Genomic DNA, 17,620 nt, shown 5'->3' with positions numbered 1-17,620 from the left:
ACGGGCTCGGGCGCCGGCCCGAGCCCCTGAAGCGGACTCGGGCCGGTACCGCCGCACCGGCCCGAGCCCCTTCACCCGGATCAGATGGTCAGCGCCGCCGCGGCCGTCTTGCCGAGCAGCGCCGGCAGGTCGCGCAGCACGCCCGCCAGCTCGTCCAGGTCGCCGTCGACCAGCGCCTGCGGCCCGTCGCACAGCGCCAGCTCCGGCTGGGGGTGCACGTCGATGATCACGCCGTCGGCGCCGACCGCGATGGCCGCCCGGGTCAGCGGCAGCACCAGGTCGCGCCGGCCGCCGGAGTGCGACGGGTCCACGATGACCGGCAGGTGCGACAGCCGCTGCGCCACCGGCACCGCCGAGACGTCCAGCGTGTTGCGGGTCGCCGTCTCGAACGTCCGGATGCCGCGCTCGCACAGCACGATGTCGAGGTTGCCGCGCTGCGCGATGTACTCGGCCGCCATCAGCCACTCCTCGATCGTGGCGTTCATGCCGCGCTTGAGCATCACCGGCTTCCCGGCCGCGCCGACGGCCTGCAGCAGCGCGAAGTTCTGCGCGTTGCGCGTGCCCACCTGCAGCATGTCGGCGTACGACGCGACCAGATCCACGTCCTGCGCGTCGACCACCTCGGTCACCACCGGCAGGCCCGTCTCCTCACGCACGCCGGCCAGGATGCGCAGCCCCTCCTCGCCGAGCCCCTGGAACGCGTACGGCGACGTGCGCGGCTTGAACGCGCCGCCCCGCAGCAGGGTCGCACCCGCCGCCTTGGCCATCAGGGCCGCCTCCAGCGTCTGCCGCGGCGTCTCCACCGCGCACGGACCCGCGATCAGCGTCACCGTTCCGGGGCCGATCGGCACCCCGCCCACCCGCACCGTCGAGCGGTCCGGGTGGTTGTCGCGGCTCACCAGCTTGTACGGGGCCGACACCCGCATGACGTCGGCGACCCCGCGCATGCCGCGCAGCGCCGCCGCGTCGAGCTGGGTGACGTCGCCGACCAGCCCGACGATCGTGCGCTGCACGCCCTTGCTGACGAACGCCTCGACGCCGGCCGACTGAACGACCGTGACGATCGACGCGAGATCCTCACCGGTGGCCTGCGGGCCCATCACGATGACCATGTGCTGTCTCCTTACGAAAAGCGCAGGTGGGAAAAGGTGCCAGGGAACGCGAAAGGCCCCGGGTCCGCAACGGACCCGGGGCCTTTCGTTCGCCTGTCTGCTAGCGCAGCCTCAGATGGCGAACGGACTCGGGTCCGTCGCCATACCAAAACAGCCACGCGGTGCGCATAACGCGTAATGGTAGCGCACCCCACCCGATCGCCAACCACTTCCGGCCCGATGGGAGGATGACTCACGACCGCGAGACCGTGCGAGGGGAGTGATCGTGGAGCAGTCGCGCCTGCCCCCGGGACAGTACGTCCCGCGCGGCCGGCCCGTGATCCACTACGGCAGGGTGCCCTCGTTCCGGCCGGACAGCTGGGACCTGCGCGTCTTCGGGGCGACCGCCTCGGGGGAGGAGCACCGGTTCACCTGGCCGGAGTTCGAGAGCCTGCCCCGGACGAGCGTGCTCGCCGACTTCCACTGCGTCACCAAGTTCTCGCTCATGGGCAACGAGTGGCGTGGCGTGAGCCCGGCCACCCTCCTGCGGGCCGCGCCGCCCGACCCGGGCGTCCGGCACGTGATGATCTGGGCCGAGTACGGCTACAGCGCCAACGTGCGGATGTCGGACCTCACCGCGCCGGGAACGGTGTTCGCCCTCGAACTCGACGACAAGCCGCTCAGCGCCGACCGCGGGTTCCCGGTGCGGGCCGTCGTCCCTCACCTGTACGCGTGGAAGAGCGTGAAGTGGGTGCGCGCCGTGGAATATCTTCTTGAGGATCGCCGCGGCTTCTGGGAGGAGCGCGGCTACCACAACGTGGCCGACCCGTGGCGCGAGCAACGCTACTCCTACCAGGAGGAGCCCGGCGAGGGGCCGCCCTAGGGTGCGGCGCCTCTTCCCGCGCCTACATGTGGCTCATCGTGGCCGAATCTTTACCCAGGGTTTGCGTATCGCTTGTGACCTTGGCGTTCTTGCGTCAGCGTAGATGGCATGCTGCGTCTCCTGGCCGTCGACGACGAACAGCCCGCACTGGAGGAGCTGGCATATCTGCTCCGCCAGGACTCCCGGGTCGAGCACGTGACCACCGCCTGCGACGGTGTCACGGCCTTGCAGGACATGGTGCAGATGATCGGCACCGGTGAGCGCCTCGACGGCGTGTTCCTCGACATCCAGATGCCGGGCCTGAGCGGGCTCGACCTGGCCCGGCTCGTCGGCGGCTTCCCCAGCCCGCCCAAGCTCGTCTTCGTCACGGCGCACGAGGAGTGCGCCGTTCAGGCGTTCGAGCTGGAGGCCGTCGACTACCTCCTCAAGCCCGTCCGGGCCGCGCGCCTGGCCGAGGCCGTCCGCAGGCTGCAGGCGGCCGCCTCGCCCGCCGCCGCCGAACCCGGCCAGGACGACGTCATTCCGGTCGAGCTGGGCGGCCGCACCAGGTTCGTGCCGCAGCAGTCGGTGTGGTTCGCCGTGGCCAAGGGCGACTACGTGCGGTTGCACACGGTCGACGGCAGCTATCTCGTACGCATGTCGCTGGCCGCCCTGGAACGCCGCTGGGCCGAGGCGGGCTTCATCCGGGTGCACCGGAGCACGCTGGTGTCCAGCCGGCACGTCAGCGAGCTGCGGTTCGAGGGTGGCCGGGTGACGCTGACGGTCGGCACCGAGACCCTTCAGGTCAGCCGCCGCCACACCCGCCAGGTCCGCGAACAGCTCGTCCACCAGCACCGCACCGCCCTGTCCTGACGTACGCGTCCTGACGTACGCGGCCCTCTCGGGCGGCCCGCGGCGGCCCTCACCGGTGCCCCGGCCTGGCCTGCGCGCGCCGCACCGCGTCACCGATGTCGAGGACGCGCCGGCGCGCCTGACCGGGCTCACTTCTCCAGTGCTTCGCGTTGTGCCGGGCTCAGGCGGTCCGGTCTCGTGGTGAGCGTGTAGGTCTCGGGCCCGGCGGTCCGCAGGACGAAGGGGTCGGTGAGGGCCGGTCGACGGTGGATCGCGTCCAAGGCGGTGGCGGCGCGGTCCCGTGGCCAGTCGAGCGCGCCGGCCAGCGTGCCCAGGGTGAGCGGCCGGCCGGCGTGCACGAGGGCGGCGACCACGGTCAGCGCGTCGTGCACGGCGGTCTCGGCGAGGGTGGTGCCGCTCATCTGTTCGCTGAGCCGGGCGAAGAAGCGGCCCATCGTGCCGAGCCGGGCGCCGGTGGTCGTGTCGGCCCCGAAGATCTCGATGCCCCGCTGTGCGGCGGTGGCGATCTCGCCATGTGCGTCCGTGTCGGCCCGCCACGCCCGGAGCCAGACGTCGTCGTCGATGACGTATCGCTCGCGCCGCCCGCCGGGGTCCGGTCGGCGCGCCACCAGCTCCATGGATTCGAGGGAGCCGATGGACTTGGAGACCGACGCCGGGCTGACCTGCAGCCGGCGCACCAGGTCCGCCGCCGTCAGGCCGCCGGCGTCCGCGGTGAGCAGGCAGACGAACACCCGGGCGGGCATGCGGGGCAGGCCGGTCGCGGCCAGCAGGGCCGCGAACCGGTCGACGAAGCCGCGCTCCACCTCGGTCGGCTGTCCGTCGGTCGCCGCCTCGGCGGGGCGGGCCCGCTTGCGTCGGCGGGCACGGTGGCCGGCGACCCGCTGGGCATGGTCGGCCAGGTAGTCACCGGGTGCGCCGTTGCGGGCGACCTCACGACTGATCGTGGACGTCGGCCGGCCGAGCCGGCGGCCGATCTCGGCGTACCCGAGCCCGTCGCGCAGCCATGCCGCGATCTTGCGGCGGTCCTCGTGGGTCAGCCTGCCTCCTGGCACGGGCACAGCTCCTCTCCTTGCGTTCATCAACAGTACATCGCAACGGGCAGGTGGAGTGGGTTGCATTTACTCGCAGTCTTGTTGCAACGATTCGCTTCTACCTAGGGTTTTGCCAAGAGATCTTGTTGACAAGATTCAAAACGCAACGTAGCTTTTCCGCACCTGGAAAGGAAGGAACACCTTGATGCACGTGATGGCAGTGTCGACCGTCTCCGACGACGGCAAGTTCTGGGACGGCCTGAAGAGGGCGCACGCCGCGCTCCCCAAGGGCGCCAAGTGGAAGGTGGCGGTCGCGAGCAGGGACGGCGCCAAAGCGGTGAACATCATCACCCACGAGTCCGTCGAGGCTGTCCGCGACTTCTTCGAGACACACACCGGCGCCTACGCCACGACGGAGTACTTCGAGGCGGACGCCGCGAACGCGGTCGGTCTCCCGCGATGACGCTCGACGTGCCGCGGCTTCAGGCCCGGGTCGCCGCACTCCTTTCGGAGTACGGAATCCCGGGCGCCGCGATCGGCGTGCTCCGCGACGGAGCCGTCACCGAGTTCGCGGTCGGCGTGAAGAACGTGGAGACGCGGGAACCCGCGACGACGGACACCGTCTACCAGTGCGGCTCGATGACCAAGACGTGGACCGCGCTGGCCTTCATGCAGCTCGTCGACGAGGGGAAAGTCGAGCTGGACGAACCGGTGCGAAGCTACCTGCCCGGTTTCGCGGTGGCCGATCTCGAGGCGAGCGCCAGGACCACCCCGCGTCACCTGCTGAACCACACCAACGGCATCGAGGAAGCCTACGGCGATCCCGGCGAGGGCGACGACGTCTACGAGCGAATGGTCGGCAACATCGCCGACGCGCCGCAGGTCTTCCCGCTGGGGCGCACCCACGGTTACAGCGCGGCGCTGGGTTATGCCGTTCTCGCCCGGATCATGGAGGTGGTCGACGGCAAACGCTGGGATGACGTCATGCGGGATCGCCTGTTCGACCCCATGGGCCTGACCAGCACGAGCAGCGGGCGCGAGCAGGTGGACGAAACCCGGGCCGCCACCGGGCACCTGATCCGCTCCCTGGACGAGGGCCCCGTCGTCACGCCGGTGGACTACCTGCCGCGTGCGTTCGGCCCCGGCGGCGCCGTCACCTCGACGACCGGAGAAGTGCTCGCGATGGCCCACGTCCTCCTCGCCGCCGGCACGGCGCCGAACGGGAAGCGCGTCGTCTCGCCCGGAAGCATCCGGGAGATGATGCGTTCGCGGGTGCCCGTGCCGGATCCGTACCTGTTCGGGCCGGCATGGGCGCTCGGGCTCATCGTGTGTGACTGGCACGGCGAAACCGTCTACGCCACGGACGGCAGCACGATCGGCCAGAACGCCCGGCTCCGGCTCCTGCCGGACTCGGACACCGCCATCGCGATGCTGACGAACGGCGGACCACGAGAAGAGTTCTACCGCAGGGTGTTCAACGACATCCTGGCCGACCTCGGCACGGTCGCCATCCCGGACCTGCCCGCGCCGGACACGACCCTGCACCTCGACCCGTCCAGGTACGCAGGCGTCTACGAGCGCCCCGGCGCGCGGTACGAGGTGTCGGCCGAAGGCGGCCGGCTGCACCTGACCCTGGTCCTCGACCCGGTGCAGGCAGGGTTGATCGAAAGACCGGAGCGCATCGGATACGACCTGCTCCCGGTGAGCGAGACACAGTTCCTGATGCCACCGGCGGACCCGCTGGAGGACACCCAGACGGTGGCGATCTACGATTTCACCGACGGCCCTGCCCGATACCTCCACACCAACTGCCGGGTGCATCCACGGTCGGGGTGACCGGGTGCACGACCGGCCGGGCAGCGGCGGTCGGGAAGCCCCTGGACGGCGACGGGCGGGCGTGAGGGGGGGAGGGGGCCGCGCACGCATGGCGGCGCCGGGAGCCGGGCGGCAGCGGGAGGCACTCGCCGCGCGCAGGGGCGATTGCGCTGGTCACGCCTGACCGCTGCCCGTGGATCCCGGGGCCCGGCCACCACACGCCCGCCCTCCGAAGGCGCGTAAGGCGCGTACGAGCCCCTTGAAAGACCGTTCGTCGCGCCGCACCGACCGCTCGACCCTCCAACACGCTCCGTATGGCGCTGACTACAGACCGTTCGCCGCGCTGTGCGGGAACGGGGTGTCAGCCACAAGATCGCACTCGTAGTGTTTCCGCATCGGACAAGCCACTCCGGCGCATCGGGTGGACGAGCCGGGGGGCTCACTGTCGCACTGATGCGCCGGACTCACCGGTGACCGCGTGGTCACCACGGCTGTCGGGCCCTTGACCGGGGGTAGGGGCCCGCCCGCCGGGTCCGTGAAGGGGCGCCCGCTCCGCAGAGCGGGCAGAGCGCGAGCCGGCCGTACGGGGGCGCCGGATCGCGGGCGGGCGCCCCGACACGAACCGCGATCACCACCCGGCCACGTCCCGCGCTCACCAACCGCTCACGTCCCGCGAACACCACCCGCTCACGTCCCGCGAACACCACCCGCTCACGTCCCGCGCCCACGACGCGGCACCCGCGGACGGCGCGGACGGCGTCAGCCGTCGCGCAGGCGCTTGAGCAGCTCGATGTCGGCGCGGTGCTTGTCGGCCTTGCCCGGGGTCTCGATGCAGATCGGCACGCCGGCCACCGCCGGGTGACGCATCAGGTCGGCGAACGCCTGGCTGCCGATGCGGCCGGCCCCGATGTTCTCGTGGCGGTCCTTCTTGGAACCGCAGTCGTCCTTGGAGTCGTTGGCGTGGATCAGCTTCAGCCGCCCCGGGGCGATCTTGTGCAGGGCGTCGAACGTCTCCCGCACCCCCTCGGCGGTCGTCAGGTCATGACCGGCGGCGAAGGCGTGGCAGGTGTCGAGGCAGACGCCGGCCCGCGGATGCCAGTCGAGCGCCGCGAGATAGGGCTCCAGGTCCTGGACGGTGGCGCACAGCATCGCACCCTGGCCGGCCATCGGCTCCAGCAGCAGGTCGGGCCCGCCGTCGGGGATCTCGTCGAGCAGCGGCAGCAGGTGCTCGTGGAGCTGGCGCATCGCCGCGTCGCGCGGCTGGGTCACCGCCGAACCCGTGTGGACGATCACGCCCTTGGCCCCCGTGGCGACACCGCGCCGCAGCGTGTGGCGGACCAGCGCGACGGAGTTGGCGAGCGTCTCGGGGCTGGGCGAGCCGAAGTTGGCGAGATAGGGCACGTGGACGAACGCGTCGACGCCCGACTCGGCCAGCTTGGCGTCCTGGTCAGGCTTGCCTTCGGCCAGCGCCCAACCGCGCGGGTTGGTGACGAACACCTGGATCATCTCGGCGCCGATCTCGGCCATGTACTTCAGGCCGCCCGTGGCCAGGCCGCCGGTCACGGACACGTGTCCGCCGATGAGAGAGCGTGGGGTCATGATGGGACCCAGTTTATGGGCCCCCACCGCCACCCGGGTCCGCCGCCGACGCTTGGAGCATGCGACGAAAAGTCCTGGCCAACCGGTTGGACAGTTGAGAGTTCTTACGGATGGACCGGGCACGACGGACATGTGTGTACTGCTGGCATGCCCCACACGGTGGCCGGCCTCGACCGGTTCAACGCGCTGGCTCCCGCGGAAGCGGAGCGGGACCTGCTGGCCTGCTGCGCCTCCCGCGTCTTCGCCGCGACCGTCGCCGCGGGCCGCCCGTACGCCGACCCCGAGGCGCTGGCCGACGCCGCGGGGGCGGCCGTGCGCGCCCTGGACTGGCCGGACGTGCTCGAAGCACTGGCGGCCCACCCCCGCATCGGCGCCCTCGCCGACGGCCAGAGCAGGGAGGCGGCCTGGTCGCGGCAGGAGCAGGCCGGCGTGGCGGACGAACTGCGGCAGGCCCTCGCCGACGGCAACCGCGCCTACGAGGACCGCTTCGGTCACGTCTACCTCGTCTGCGCCACCGGCCTGACCGGCGCCGAGATGCTGGCCGGGCTGCGCGAGCGCCTCGGCAACGACGACAGCGCCGAACGCGGCGTCGTACGCGACCACCTGGCCCGCATCACCGGGCTGCGGATCGCCAGACTCCTCGGGGAGGCCCCGTGAGCTTCTCGACGCACGTGCTGGACGCGGTCACCGGCCGCCCCGCCGCCGGGCTGCTCGTACGGCTGGAGCACGACGGCCGGGTCGTGGCCGAGGGCCGCACCGACGGCGACGGCCGGATCAAGGGCTGGACCGCCGGCCCCGGCGTCAACCGCGTCGTCTTCGACACCGGCGGCTACCTCGGCGACACCTTCTACCCGGAGGTCGTCATCGCCTTCACCGTCCGCGACCCCTCGGCCCACCACCACGTGCCGCTGCTGCTCAGCCCGTACGCCTACTCCACCTACCGAGGGAGCTAGATGCCGATCACCCTGGGGCCCAACCGCTACGGCAAGGCGGAGACCAGGCTCGTCCGCGTCACCCGGGACGGCGCCACGCACCACCTCAAGGACCTGAACGTCAGCACCTCCCTGTCCGGCGCGATGGAGCCCGCCCACCTGACCGGCGACAACTCCGCCGTGCTGCCCACCGACACGCAGAAGAACACCGTCTACGCCTTCGCCCGCAAGCACGGCGTGGACCAGATCGAGGACTTCGCGCTGCTGCTGGCCCGCCACTTCGTCGACTCCCAGCCGGCGATCCACCACGCCCGGGTCGAGATCGAGGAGTACGCCTGGAGCCGCGTCCCCGTCACGCCGCACTCGTTCGTGCGCGACGGCGGCGAGGTGCGCACCTGCGTCGTGCACCACGACCGCGACGGCCGCAGCACCGTCGTGTCCGGGCTGACGGACCTCGTCCTGCTGAACACGACCGGCTCGGAGTTCCACGGCTTCGTCGTGGACGAGTACACCACCCTCGCCCCCGCCGCCGACCGCGTCCTCGCCACCGCCGTCACGGCCCGCTGGCGGCACGCCGGCGACACCCCTTCCTACGCCTCCTCCTACGCGCGGGTGCGGCGGAGCCTGCTGGAGGCGTTCGCCGGGACGCACAGCCTGTCGCTGCAGCAGACGCTGTACGCGATGGGGGAGCGGGCGCTGCGCGCTTGCGAGGAGATCTGCGAGGTGCGGCTGGCCCTGCCCAACAGGCACCACTTCCTCGTCGACCTGAGGCCGTTCGGCCTCGACAACGACGGCGAGGTGTACCACGCCGCCGACCGCCCGTACGGGCTGATCGAGGGCGCCGTCCTCCGCGACGACGCCCCCGACGCCGCTTTCGCCTGGGAGTAGCGATGGACTTCTTGCGCCCCACCACGTGGGAGGAGGCGCTGGCCGCCAAGGCGGACCGGCCCGACGCGCTGCCCCTGCAGGGCGGCACCGACGTCATGGTCGAGATCAACTTCGGGGTGCGCAGGCCCCCCGCCCTGCTCGACCTCACCCGGGTGGCCGAGCTGCGCGCCTGGAGCGTCACGGGCGGCGTCTACCGGGTGGGCGCCGGCGTGCCGTACGCGACCGTCATCGAGGAGCTGGGCGGCGCGCTGCCCGGCCTGGCGCAGGCGTCGCGGACGGTCGGCTCGCCGCAGATCCGCAACCGCGGCACCGTCGGCGGCAACCTCGGCGCCGCCTCCCCCGCGGGCGACAGCCACCCGCCGCTGCTCGCGGCCGGCGCCGTCGTCGAGGTGGAGTCGCGCGAGCGGGGCGTCAGGCTGATCCCGGCCGAGGAGTTCTACCTGGGCGTCAAACGCTCGGCGCTGCTGCCCGACGAGCTGATCAGAGCCGTCAGGGTCCCGGGCGCCGCGGGACCGCAGTACTTCTCCAAGGTCGGCACCCGCAACGCCATGGTGATCGCGGTGTGCTCGTTCGCCGTCGCGCTGCACCCGCGCGAGGGCCGGGTCGGCACCGGCATCGGCTCGGCCGCGCCGACCCCGCTGCGGGCGCCGGAGGCGGAGGAGTTCCTGCGCGCCGAGCTCGACTGGGCCGCGCCGCTCGACCCGGCGCTGCTGCGCCGGTTCGGCGAGCTGTGCGCGGCCGCCGCCACGCCCATCGACGACGTGCGCGGCACCGCCGCCTACCGCAGGCACGCCGTCGGCGTGCTCGCCCGCCGCACGCTCACCTGGGCGTGGGACGACCACCTGGGAAGGAGGGCCGCCTGATGCGCGTCACGTTCACCGTCAACGGCCGCGAGGAGACCGTGGACGACGTGTGGGAGGGCGAGAGCCTGCTGTACGTGCTGCGCGAGCGGGTCGGCCTGCCCGGCTCGAAGAACGCCTGCGAGCAGGGCGAGTGCGGCTCGTGCACCGTGTACCTGGACGACACCACCGTCTGCGCCTGCCTGGTCGCCGCCGGGCAGGCCGACGGCCGCCGGGTGCGCACCGTCGAGGGCCTCGCCGACGGCGACCGGCTCGACCCGGTCCAGGAGGCGTTCGTCGAGTGCGGGGCCGTCCAGTGCGGCTTCTGCACGCCCGGCCTCGTCGTGCAGGCGCACGACCTGATCGAACGCGTCGAACGGCCCTGCGACGCGGAGATCCGCGAGGCGCTGGCGGGCAACCTGTGCCGGTGCACCGGCTACGAGAAGATCCTCGACGCCGTACGGCTCGCGGCGGCGCGCAAGGCGTGCCCGTGACCTCCACGCTGATCGAGAACGCCCACATCGCGCCGGTCGCCGGTCCCGAACTGGCCCACGGGTACATCCTGGTCACCGGCGACCGGATCGCCGCCCTCGGCCCCATGACGCAGGCGCCCGAAGCGCCCGGCGCCGCCCGGATCGACGCGTCCGGCTGCCTGGCCACCCCCGGCCTGGTCAACACCCACCACCACCTGTACCAGTGGGCCTCGCAGGGACTCGCCCAGGACGCGACGCTGTTCGAGTGGTTGGTGGCGCTCTACCGCGTGTGGGCCGCCATGGACGCCGAGGTCGTCGCCGGCGCCGCCACCGCAGGCCTGGCCCACCTGGCGCTGTCCGGCTGCACCACCTCCAGCGACCACCACTACCTCTTCCCCTCGGGCCGCGGCGACCTGTTCGCCGCCGAGATCGACGCGGCCCGCGCGGTGGGCCTGCGCTTCCACCCGGCGCGCGGGTCGATGGACCGCGGCCGGTCGCAGGGCGGGCTGCCGCCCGACGAGGTGGTCGAACGGCTCGACGACATCCTCGACGCCACCGCCGAGGCGGTGGACGCCCACCACGACCCGACGTTCTCCTCCAGGCTGCGCGTCGCCGTCGCCCCCTGCTCGCCGTTCTCCGTCAGCGCCGAGCTGATGACCCGTTCGGCCGAGCTGGCCAGGGACAGGGGCGTCCGCCTGCACACCCACCTCGCCGAGACGATCGAGGAGGAGGAGCTCTGCCTGCGGCAGACGGGGCTGCGGCCCGTCCCGTACATGGAGAAGCTGGGCTGGCTCGGCCCCGACGTGTGGGTGGCGCACGCGGTGCACCTGAGCGACGCCGACATCGGCGCGTTCGCCGCGACCGGCACCGGCTCGGCGCACTGCCCCTCCTCCAACGGCCGGCTCGGCGCCGGCATCGCCCGCGTCTCCGAGATGCTGCGGCGCGGCGCGAACGTCGGCCTCGGCGTGGACGGCAGCGCCTCCGCCGAGCTGACCCGGCTGTCCGGCGAGATGCGGCAGGCGCTGCTGTTCCAGCGCGCCAGGTACGGGCCCGCCGCGCTGACCGCCAGGCAGGCGCTGGAGCTGGCCACGCTCGGCGGGGCGCGCAACCTCGGCCGCGAACGGGAGCTGGGGACGCTGGAGCCGGGCAAGCTCGCCGACATCGCGCTGTGGCGGACGGACGGCGCCTTCGCCGCCGCGGTGGCCGACCCGGTGTGCGCGCTGGTCTTCGCCACCGCGCAGCCGCCGCTGGTGCGGCTGCTGGTCGGAGGGGAGACGGTGGTCGAGGACGACGAGCTGCGCACGGTCCCGCACGACACGGCGGGCGCGGCCGGGGCGCGGGCGCACCGCCGGCTGGTCCGGCTCGCCGAGGAGCAGGGAGTCGCCGTCTCGGCCGGGGTCCACCCGTGACGCCGCCGCCGCGAGGCAGGTGTGATGATGGGGCCACGCCGGCACGCCCCGCCGCCCCGGGCGGGAGGAGGGCGTGCGGCCACCGTCGTCGTCGTGTGGGAGTTCGTAGTGGTTGAGCACGTGCTTGTCGCCCCCGACAAGTTCAAGGGGTCGCTGACGGCTGCCGAGGTCGCCGACCGGGTGTCGGCCGGTCTCGGGGTGCCGGCGGTCCGCCTGCCGGTCGCCGACGGAGGTGACGGCACGGTGGACGCCGTGGTCGCCGGCGGCTTCACCCGGGTCGCCGTCGAGGTGACGGGCCCGACCGGGCAGCCCGTTCAGGCGTCGTACGCCTGGCATCCCACCGGCACCCCTGCGGGCGACGGCTCGCCCGGACGGCCGACGGCCGTGATCGAGCTGGCGGAGGCGTCCGGGCTGCGCCGCCTGCCCGCCGGTCCGCAGCCCCTGACCGCCACCAGCCGCGGCACCGGCGAGCTGATCGCGCACGCCCTCGGCAGGGGCGCCCGGCGCGTCGTCCTCGGGCTGGGCGGCAGCGCGTGCACCGACGGAGGAGCGGGCATGGCGCAGGCCCTCGGCGCGCGCCTGCTCGACGCCGACGGCGACGAGCTGGGCCCCGGCGGTGCCGCGCTCACCGCCCTCGACCGCATCGACCTCACCCACTTCACCGACATCTCGGGCGTGGAGTTCGTCGTGGCCGGCGACGTCGACAACCCCCTCCTCGGCCCGCACGGCGCCGCCGCCGTCTACGGCCCGCAGAAGGGCGCCACCCCCGACGACGTCCGCACCCTCGACGCCGCCCTCGGCAGGCTGGCCGCCGTGGCGGCCTGGACCCACGGGCTGACCGGCGCGGTGGAGCACGACGACCGGCCCCGCCCCATGGGTGTCGCGGGCGCACCGGGAGCCGGCGCCGCCGGCGGCGTCGGGTTCGCGGCGCTGGCCTTCCTGCACGCCGAGATCCGGCCGGGCATCGACTACCTGCTCGACCTGCTCCGCTTCGACGACCTCGTGCGCGGCGCCCGGCTGGTGATCACCGGCGAGGGGTCGCTGGACGAGCAGTCGCTGCGCGGCAAGGCCCCCGTCGGCGTAGCCCAGGCCGCCGCCGAGGCGGGCGTCCCCGTGGTCGCCGTGTGCGGGCGGCGCACCCTCACCGACGCGGAGCTCAAGGCCGCGGGCATCGAGGCCGCCTACGCCCTGACCGACCTCGAACCCGACCCGGCCCGCTGCATGACCGAGGCCGGACCGCTCCTCGAACGGCTCGCCGCCCGCCTGGCCGCCGACCGCGGGCTCACATGACGGCCCGCGCGCCCGCCGGGTCCGGGCCGACGCGCTACGACCTCGTCGTACGCTCCCGGCGCACCGTCACGCCCGACGGCGAGCGCGCCGCCGCCGTCGCCGTGCGCGACGGGAGGATCGCCGCGCTGCACGCCTACGCCGACCCCCTGGCCGCGGCCGAGGACGTCGACCTGCGCGACCTGGCCCTCCTGCCGGGCCTGGTCGACACGCACGTGCACGTGAACGAGCCGGGCCGGGCCCACTGGGAGGGGTTCGCCACGGCCACCCGGGCGGCGGCGGCCGGCGGCGTCACCGTGATCGTGGACATGCCGCTCAACGCGCTGCCGCCCACCGTCGACGTGCCGGCCCTGGACGCCAAGCTGCGGGCCGCCGCCGGACGATGCCACGTGGACGTCGGCTTCTGGGGCGGCGCGGTGCCGGGCAACGCCGAGGACCTGCGGCCGCTGCACGATCGCGGCGTCCTCGGCTTCAAGTGCTTCCTGTCGCCGTCCGGGGTGGCGGAGTTCCCGCCGCTGCGGCCGCACGAGGTGCGGCGCGCGATGGAGGAGATCGCCGCCTTCGACGGGCTCCTCCTCGTGCACGCCGAGGACCCGGCGCTGCTCGGCGAGCCGGGCGGCCCCACGTACCGGCACTTCCTCGACTCGCGGCCCGGCGCGGCCGAGCGGAGCGCGGTCGAGCAGGTGATCGGGCTGGCCCGCGAGACCGGCGCGCGCACGCACGTCCTGCACGTCTCCAGCGCCGACTGCCTGGAGCCGCTGGCCGCCGCCCAGGCCGACGGGGTGCGGGTCACCGCCGAGACGTGCCCGCACTACCTGACCCTGACCGCCGAGGAGGTGCCCGAGCGCGACACCCGTTACAAGTGCTGCCCGCCGATCCGCTCGGCGGCCAACCGCGACCGGCTCTGGGACGGGCTCGCCGGCGGTGTGCTGAGCTGCGTCGTCTCCGACCACTCGCCCTCGACCGCGGACCTGAAGCTGCCCGACTTCGCCGCCGCCTGGGGCGGCGTCGCCTCCCTCCAGCTCGGGCCGGCCGCCGTGTGGACCGAGGCGTCCCGCCGCGGCCACGGCCTGGCCGACGTGGTCCGCTGGATGGCGGCCGGCCCGGCCGCCCTGGCCCGCATCCCCGGCAAGGGGGCCATCGTGCCGGGCGCCGACGCCGACCTGGTCGCCTTCGATCCCGGCGCCGAGGTACCCGTGGACGCGCGCAGGCTCCACCACCGCAACCCCGTCACGCCCTACCACGGCCGCACTCTCAACGGCGCGGTCCTCACCACCTGGCTGCGCGGCAGGCCCGTCGAGGGCGAGCCGCACGGCGTGTTCCTGTTCGGAGGGCAACAGTGACGGCCGCCTTCACCTCCCTGCCCGACCTGGCCCTGCGCACCCTCGGCGGGTCGGTCGTCGCCGCCAGCGACGAGTCGTTCGCCGGCAGGGAGAACCTCATCCGCCCCGGCCGGCCCGCCTTCCAGGCCGGCACGTTCGGCGGCAAGGGCCAGGTGTACGACGGGTGGGAGACGCGGCGCCGCCGCGAACCCGGCCACGACTGGGCGATCGTCCGGCTCGGCGTGCCCGGCGTCGTCCACGGCGTGGTCATCGACACCGCCTGGTTCACCGGCAACTACCCGCCGCACGCCTCGGTGGACGCCACGGCCGCCGACGGCCACCCGTCGCCCGCCGAGCTGGAACGGGCCGCCTGGACCGAGATCGTGCCCCGCACCGCCCTGCGCGGCGACGCCGAGCACCACGTCCCCGTGACCGACCGCCGCCGCTACACGCACGTGCGGCTGAACGCCTACCCCGACGGCGGCATCGCCCGCCTGCGCGTCCACGGCGAGGCCCGCCCCGACCTGTCCGCGTACGACGGCCTCGGGCTGGACCTGGCCGCGCTGCAGAACGGCGGCCTGGTCACGGCCTGCTCCGACGAGTTCTACTCCGCCCCGAACAACGTCATCGCCCCCGGCCTGGCCCGCCACCAGGCGGACGGCTGGGAGACCGCCCGCCGCCGCGGCGGCGGCAACGACTGGCTCGTCATCCGGCTGGCCGGGCCCGGCGTCGTCCGGCTGGCCGAGATCGACACCACCCACCTCATCCACAACGCCCCCGCCGCCGTGGCGCTCACCGGCCTGACCGACGGCCGGCAGATCGAGCTGCTGCCCCGGACGCGGCTGCAGCCCGACACCCTCCACCGCTTCCGCCTGCCGCCCGCCGAGCCCGTCACGCACGTACGGGTCGACATCTACCCGGACGGCGGGCTGGCCAGGGTGCGGCTGCACGGCCACCTCGCCTGACCGGCCCGCCGTCGGCGGGTCAGTGCCAGAGCATGACCACGGCGCCCGGCGGACGCTCGCTGTTGGGCAGCGGCCGCTGGAACCGCACCACGCCGCCGTTGCCGAGCCGGCGCACCTTGACCTTGAAGCCGAGCTGCTCCAGCTCCTGCCTGGCGTCGTTGACGTTCTTGCCCATCACCTGCGGCACCAGCGCGAACTGCTGGTCGTCACGCGCCTCGTCGTCGTCGCCGTCGCCCCGGTTGAACCAGCCCCAGAAGTCGTCGCTGCACCGGGCCACCGTGACCATCGCCATCGAGCCCTTGTCGACCTCGGCCTTGGCCTTCGGCGCCTGCGCGATGACCGTGCACGGCTCGGCGTCGTCGTCGACCTCGTTGACCTGCACCTGGAAGCCCTGCTCCTGCAGGTAGGCGGCCGCCTCGTTCTTCGTCATGCCGGACACGTCGGGCATCACCAGACCGGCGCTGACGAAGACGCCGACCTTCGAGCCCTCCCTGACCTTCTCGCCCACCTGCGGCGAGGTGCGGATCACCGCGCCCCGCTCGACCAGCTGGCTGGGCAGCCGCCTGACCGTGCCCACGCTCAGGCCGGCCTTGGCGATCTCCAACCGGGCGTCGCTCTCGCTCAGCCCCTGCACCTTGGGCACCAGCACCCGCTTGGGGCCCAGCGACGGCACCAGCGTGATCGTGGCGCCGCTCTCGACCTCCTTGCCGGAGACCGGGTCGTGGCTGAGCACGAGGCCCTCGGCCACGTTCTCGTCGTGCCGGCCGGGCGCCTGGCGCACCTTGAAGCCGCGGGAGGTCAGGTTCTGCTCGGCCACCACGACGTTCTTGCCGATCAGCCCGCCGGGCACGGCCACGTAGCGGGTCTGCGAGAAGTACACGCCCGTCGCCGCGATCGCCACCGCCATCACGGCGGCCAGCGTGACCAGGAACCAGGTCGAGCGGAGAGCGCGACGCCGCCCCGGCGGCGCGGGGGCCGCCCCCTCGGCGCGCGGCTGGATGAGCGTCGGGTTGGGCCCGCCGGCCGCCGGGCCGGTGAGCCCCGCCTGCGGCAGCGCCTGCGTCGGCTGGGGCTGCGGCGGCAGCGCGTGCGGGGCGGAGTGCGGCTGGGACGGGTGCTGCGGCGCCGAGTGCGGCTGCGGCCCGTAGGGCTGCGACGCGCCGGTCTGGAACCCGTAGGGCCGCGACGCGCCGCCCTGGGAGCCGTAGGGCTGTGATGAACCGTAGGGCTGCGAACCGTAGGCCTGCGAACCGCCGGTCTGGGTCCCGTACGGCTGCGACCCCGACGGTTGCGACGGCTGCGGGTGCGGCTGCGAGTGCTGGGTGCGGGACGCGGCGGGATCGGTCAGCCGGGGCAGCAGGCGGTGCGTCTCGACGGCCGCCACCAGCATCGCGGTCGCATCGGCCGGACGGTCGCCCGGCTCGCGCGCGGTGGCCTGCGCGACCAGCGCGTCGACCTGCGGCGGCACGTCGGGCGTCAGCGACGACGGCGCCGGGACGGTGTCGTGGACGTGCCGGTAGGCCACCGACATCGGGGTCTGGCCGTCGTAGGGCGGCTGCCCGGTCACCAGCTCGAACAGCATGATGCCCGTCGCGTAGACGTCGCTGCGCGCGTCGGCCGCGCCCGTCGTCACCTGCTCGGGCGACATGTAGCCGATCGTGCCGATCATCATGCCGGTGCGGGTCTGGCCGGACGCCTCGATCGCGCGGGCGAGCCCGAAGTCCACCACCTTGACCCGGCCGTCGGCGGTCAGCAGGACGTTCTCCGGCTTGACGTCGCGGTGCACCATCCCGGCCTGGTGGGCCGCGCCCAGCGCCGCGAGCACCGGGATCACCAGCTCCAGCGCCTCACGCGCCGGCAGCCTGCCCCGCTCGCGCAGGATGTCGCGCAGCGTCCTGCCCGGCACGTACTCCATCGACAGGTAGACCACGTCGCCGTCGGTGCCCTGGTCGAAGACGGCCACCACGTTGGGGTGGGACAGGCTGGCCACGGACTTGGCCTCGCCGATGAACCTGCGCACGAACGACGGGTCCTCGGCCAGCGAGCGGTGCATGACCTTCAGGGCCACCGTGCGGTCGAGCCGGACGTCGAGCGCGAGGTAGACGGTCGCCATGCCACCCCGCGCGATGCGGGACTCGATGCGGTAGCGCCCATCGAGGAGCCGCCCGACGAGGGCGTCCGCAGTCGTCGTGTCCACGAGGCCGAGTTTACGGGCGATCGCGGCCCGGCACGTC

General features: G+C 73.6%; 17 protein-coding genes. 13 read left to right on the top strand and 4 right to left on the bottom strand.

Going from position 1 to position 17,620, the window contains the following annotated elements:
• Positions 1-80: 80 nt before the first annotated feature.
• On the bottom strand, positions 81-1,112 hold the full coding sequence (gene aroF, locus ACGF0J_RS25085; protein WP_393149402.1) for a 3-deoxy-7-phosphoheptulonate synthase: 1,032 nt from the start codon (positions 1,110-1,112) through the stop codon (positions 81-83).
• A gap of 265 nt (positions 1,113-1,377) precedes the next feature.
• Between aroF and ACGF0J_RS25080 the strand changes: the two genes are divergently transcribed.
• Together ACGF0J_RS25080 and ACGF0J_RS25075 are read left to right on the top strand one after the other, a co-directional pair.
• Positions 1,378-1,974 (top strand): molybdopterin-dependent oxidoreductase, encoded by a 597-nt coding sequence (locus tag ACGF0J_RS25080; protein WP_393149401.1) that lies wholly within the window; start codon positions 1,378-1,380, stop codon positions 1,972-1,974.
• 108 nt (positions 1,975-2,082) lie between these two features.
• Positions 2,083-2,826, top strand: coding sequence for a LytR/AlgR family response regulator transcription factor (locus ACGF0J_RS25075; protein ID WP_393149400.1), 744 nt, complete (start codon positions 2,083-2,085; stop codon positions 2,824-2,826).
• 128 nt (positions 2,827-2,954) lie between these two features.
• Here the strand turns inward: ACGF0J_RS25075 and ACGF0J_RS25070 are convergent, their stop codons facing one another.
• Positions 2,955-3,884, bottom strand: coding sequence for a helix-turn-helix domain-containing protein (locus tag ACGF0J_RS25070; RefSeq protein ID WP_393149399.1), 930 nt, complete (start codon positions 3,882-3,884; stop codon positions 2,955-2,957).
• A gap of 178 nt (positions 3,885-4,062) precedes the next feature.
• Here ACGF0J_RS25070 and ACGF0J_RS25065 point away from each other — a divergent pair, with 178 nt between their 5' ends.
• On the top strand, positions 4,063-4,320 hold the full coding sequence (locus ACGF0J_RS25065) for a hypothetical protein (protein ID WP_393149398.1): 258 nt from the start codon (positions 4,063-4,065) through the stop codon (positions 4,318-4,320).
• On the top strand, positions 4,317-5,693 hold the full coding sequence (locus ACGF0J_RS25060; protein ID WP_393149397.1) for a serine hydrolase: 1,377 nt from the start codon (positions 4,317-4,319) through the stop codon (positions 5,691-5,693). Before ACGF0J_RS25065 ends, ACGF0J_RS25060 begins: the two co-directional genes overlap by 4 nt.
• Positions 5,694-6,431: 738 nt before the next feature.
• Here ACGF0J_RS25060 and ACGF0J_RS25055 read toward each other — a convergent pair.
• The gene (locus tag ACGF0J_RS25055) at positions 6,432-7,271 is read right to left on the bottom strand and encodes a deoxyribonuclease IV (RefSeq protein ID WP_393149396.1); all 840 of its coding nucleotides are present in this window, start codon (positions 7,269-7,271) and stop codon (positions 6,432-6,434) included.
• A 147-nt stretch (positions 7,272-7,418) separates the two neighbouring features.
• Between ACGF0J_RS25055 and uraD the strand changes: the two genes are divergently transcribed.
• The 9 genes from uraD (at position 7,419) to alc (ending at position 15,386) form a co-directional block, all read left to right on the top strand.
• Positions 7,419-7,928, top strand: coding sequence for a 2-oxo-4-hydroxy-4-carboxy-5-ureidoimidazoline decarboxylase (gene uraD, locus ACGF0J_RS25050; RefSeq protein WP_393149395.1), 510 nt, complete (start codon positions 7,419-7,421; stop codon positions 7,926-7,928).
• Entirely contained in the window at positions 7,925-8,224 is a 300-nt protein-coding gene (gene uraH / locus ACGF0J_RS25045; RefSeq protein WP_393149394.1) for a hydroxyisourate hydrolase, read from the top strand. Before uraD ends, uraH begins: the two co-directional genes overlap by 4 nt.
• Positions 8,225-9,091, top strand: a complete 867-nt coding sequence (gene pucL, locus ACGF0J_RS25040; RefSeq protein ID WP_393149393.1) for a factor-independent urate hydroxylase — start codon at positions 8,225-8,227, stop codon at positions 9,089-9,091.
• A gap of 2 nt (positions 9,092-9,093) precedes the next feature.
• A complete protein-coding gene (locus ACGF0J_RS25035) occupies positions 9,094-9,954 on the top strand; it encodes an FAD binding domain-containing protein (protein ID WP_393149392.1) in 861 nt (286 codons plus the stop codon).
• Positions 9,954-10,424: a (2Fe-2S)-binding protein gene (locus ACGF0J_RS25030; RefSeq protein WP_393149391.1), complete on the top strand. Its 471-nt coding sequence runs from the start codon at positions 9,954-9,956 to the stop codon at positions 10,422-10,424. Before ACGF0J_RS25035 ends, ACGF0J_RS25030 begins: the two co-directional genes overlap by 1 nt.
• Positions 10,421-11,812 (top strand): 8-oxoguanine deaminase, encoded by a 1,392-nt coding sequence (locus ACGF0J_RS25025; protein ID WP_393149390.1) that lies wholly within the window; start codon positions 10,421-10,423, stop codon positions 11,810-11,812. Before ACGF0J_RS25030 ends, ACGF0J_RS25025 begins: the two co-directional genes overlap by 4 nt.
• A 108-nt stretch (positions 11,813-11,920) precedes the next feature.
• Positions 11,921-13,102: a glycerate kinase gene (locus ACGF0J_RS25020; protein ID WP_393149389.1), complete on the top strand. Its 1,182-nt coding sequence runs from the start codon at positions 11,921-11,923 to the stop codon at positions 13,100-13,102.
• Positions 13,099-14,442: an allantoinase AllB gene (allB, locus tag ACGF0J_RS25015; RefSeq protein WP_393149388.1), complete on the top strand. Its 1,344-nt coding sequence runs from the start codon at positions 13,099-13,101 to the stop codon at positions 14,440-14,442. Before ACGF0J_RS25020 ends, allB begins: the two co-directional genes overlap by 4 nt.
• Entirely contained in the window at positions 14,439-15,386 is a 948-nt protein-coding gene (alc, locus tag ACGF0J_RS25010; RefSeq protein ID WP_393149387.1) for an allantoicase, read from the top strand. The genes allB and alc overlap by 4 nt, the downstream gene beginning before the upstream one ends.
• Before the next feature lie 19 nt (positions 15,387-15,405).
• On the opposite strand, the gene ACGF0J_RS25005 is transcribed toward alc, so the two are convergent.
• Positions 15,406-17,583, bottom strand: coding sequence for a PASTA domain-containing protein (locus ACGF0J_RS25005; protein ID WP_393149386.1), 2,178 nt, complete (start codon positions 17,581-17,583; stop codon positions 15,406-15,408).
• Positions 17,584-17,620: the final 37 nt, after the last annotated feature.

Origin of the sequence: Nonomuraea sp. NPDC047897 (assembly GCF_043204415.1) — a bacterium.
Taxonomy (GTDB): domain Bacteria; phylum Actinomycetota; class Actinomycetes; order Streptosporangiales; family Streptosporangiaceae; genus Nonomuraea.
The sequence above is the reverse complement of the archived record's forward strand: the minus strand, read 5'-3'. Positions and strand labels throughout refer to the sequence as shown.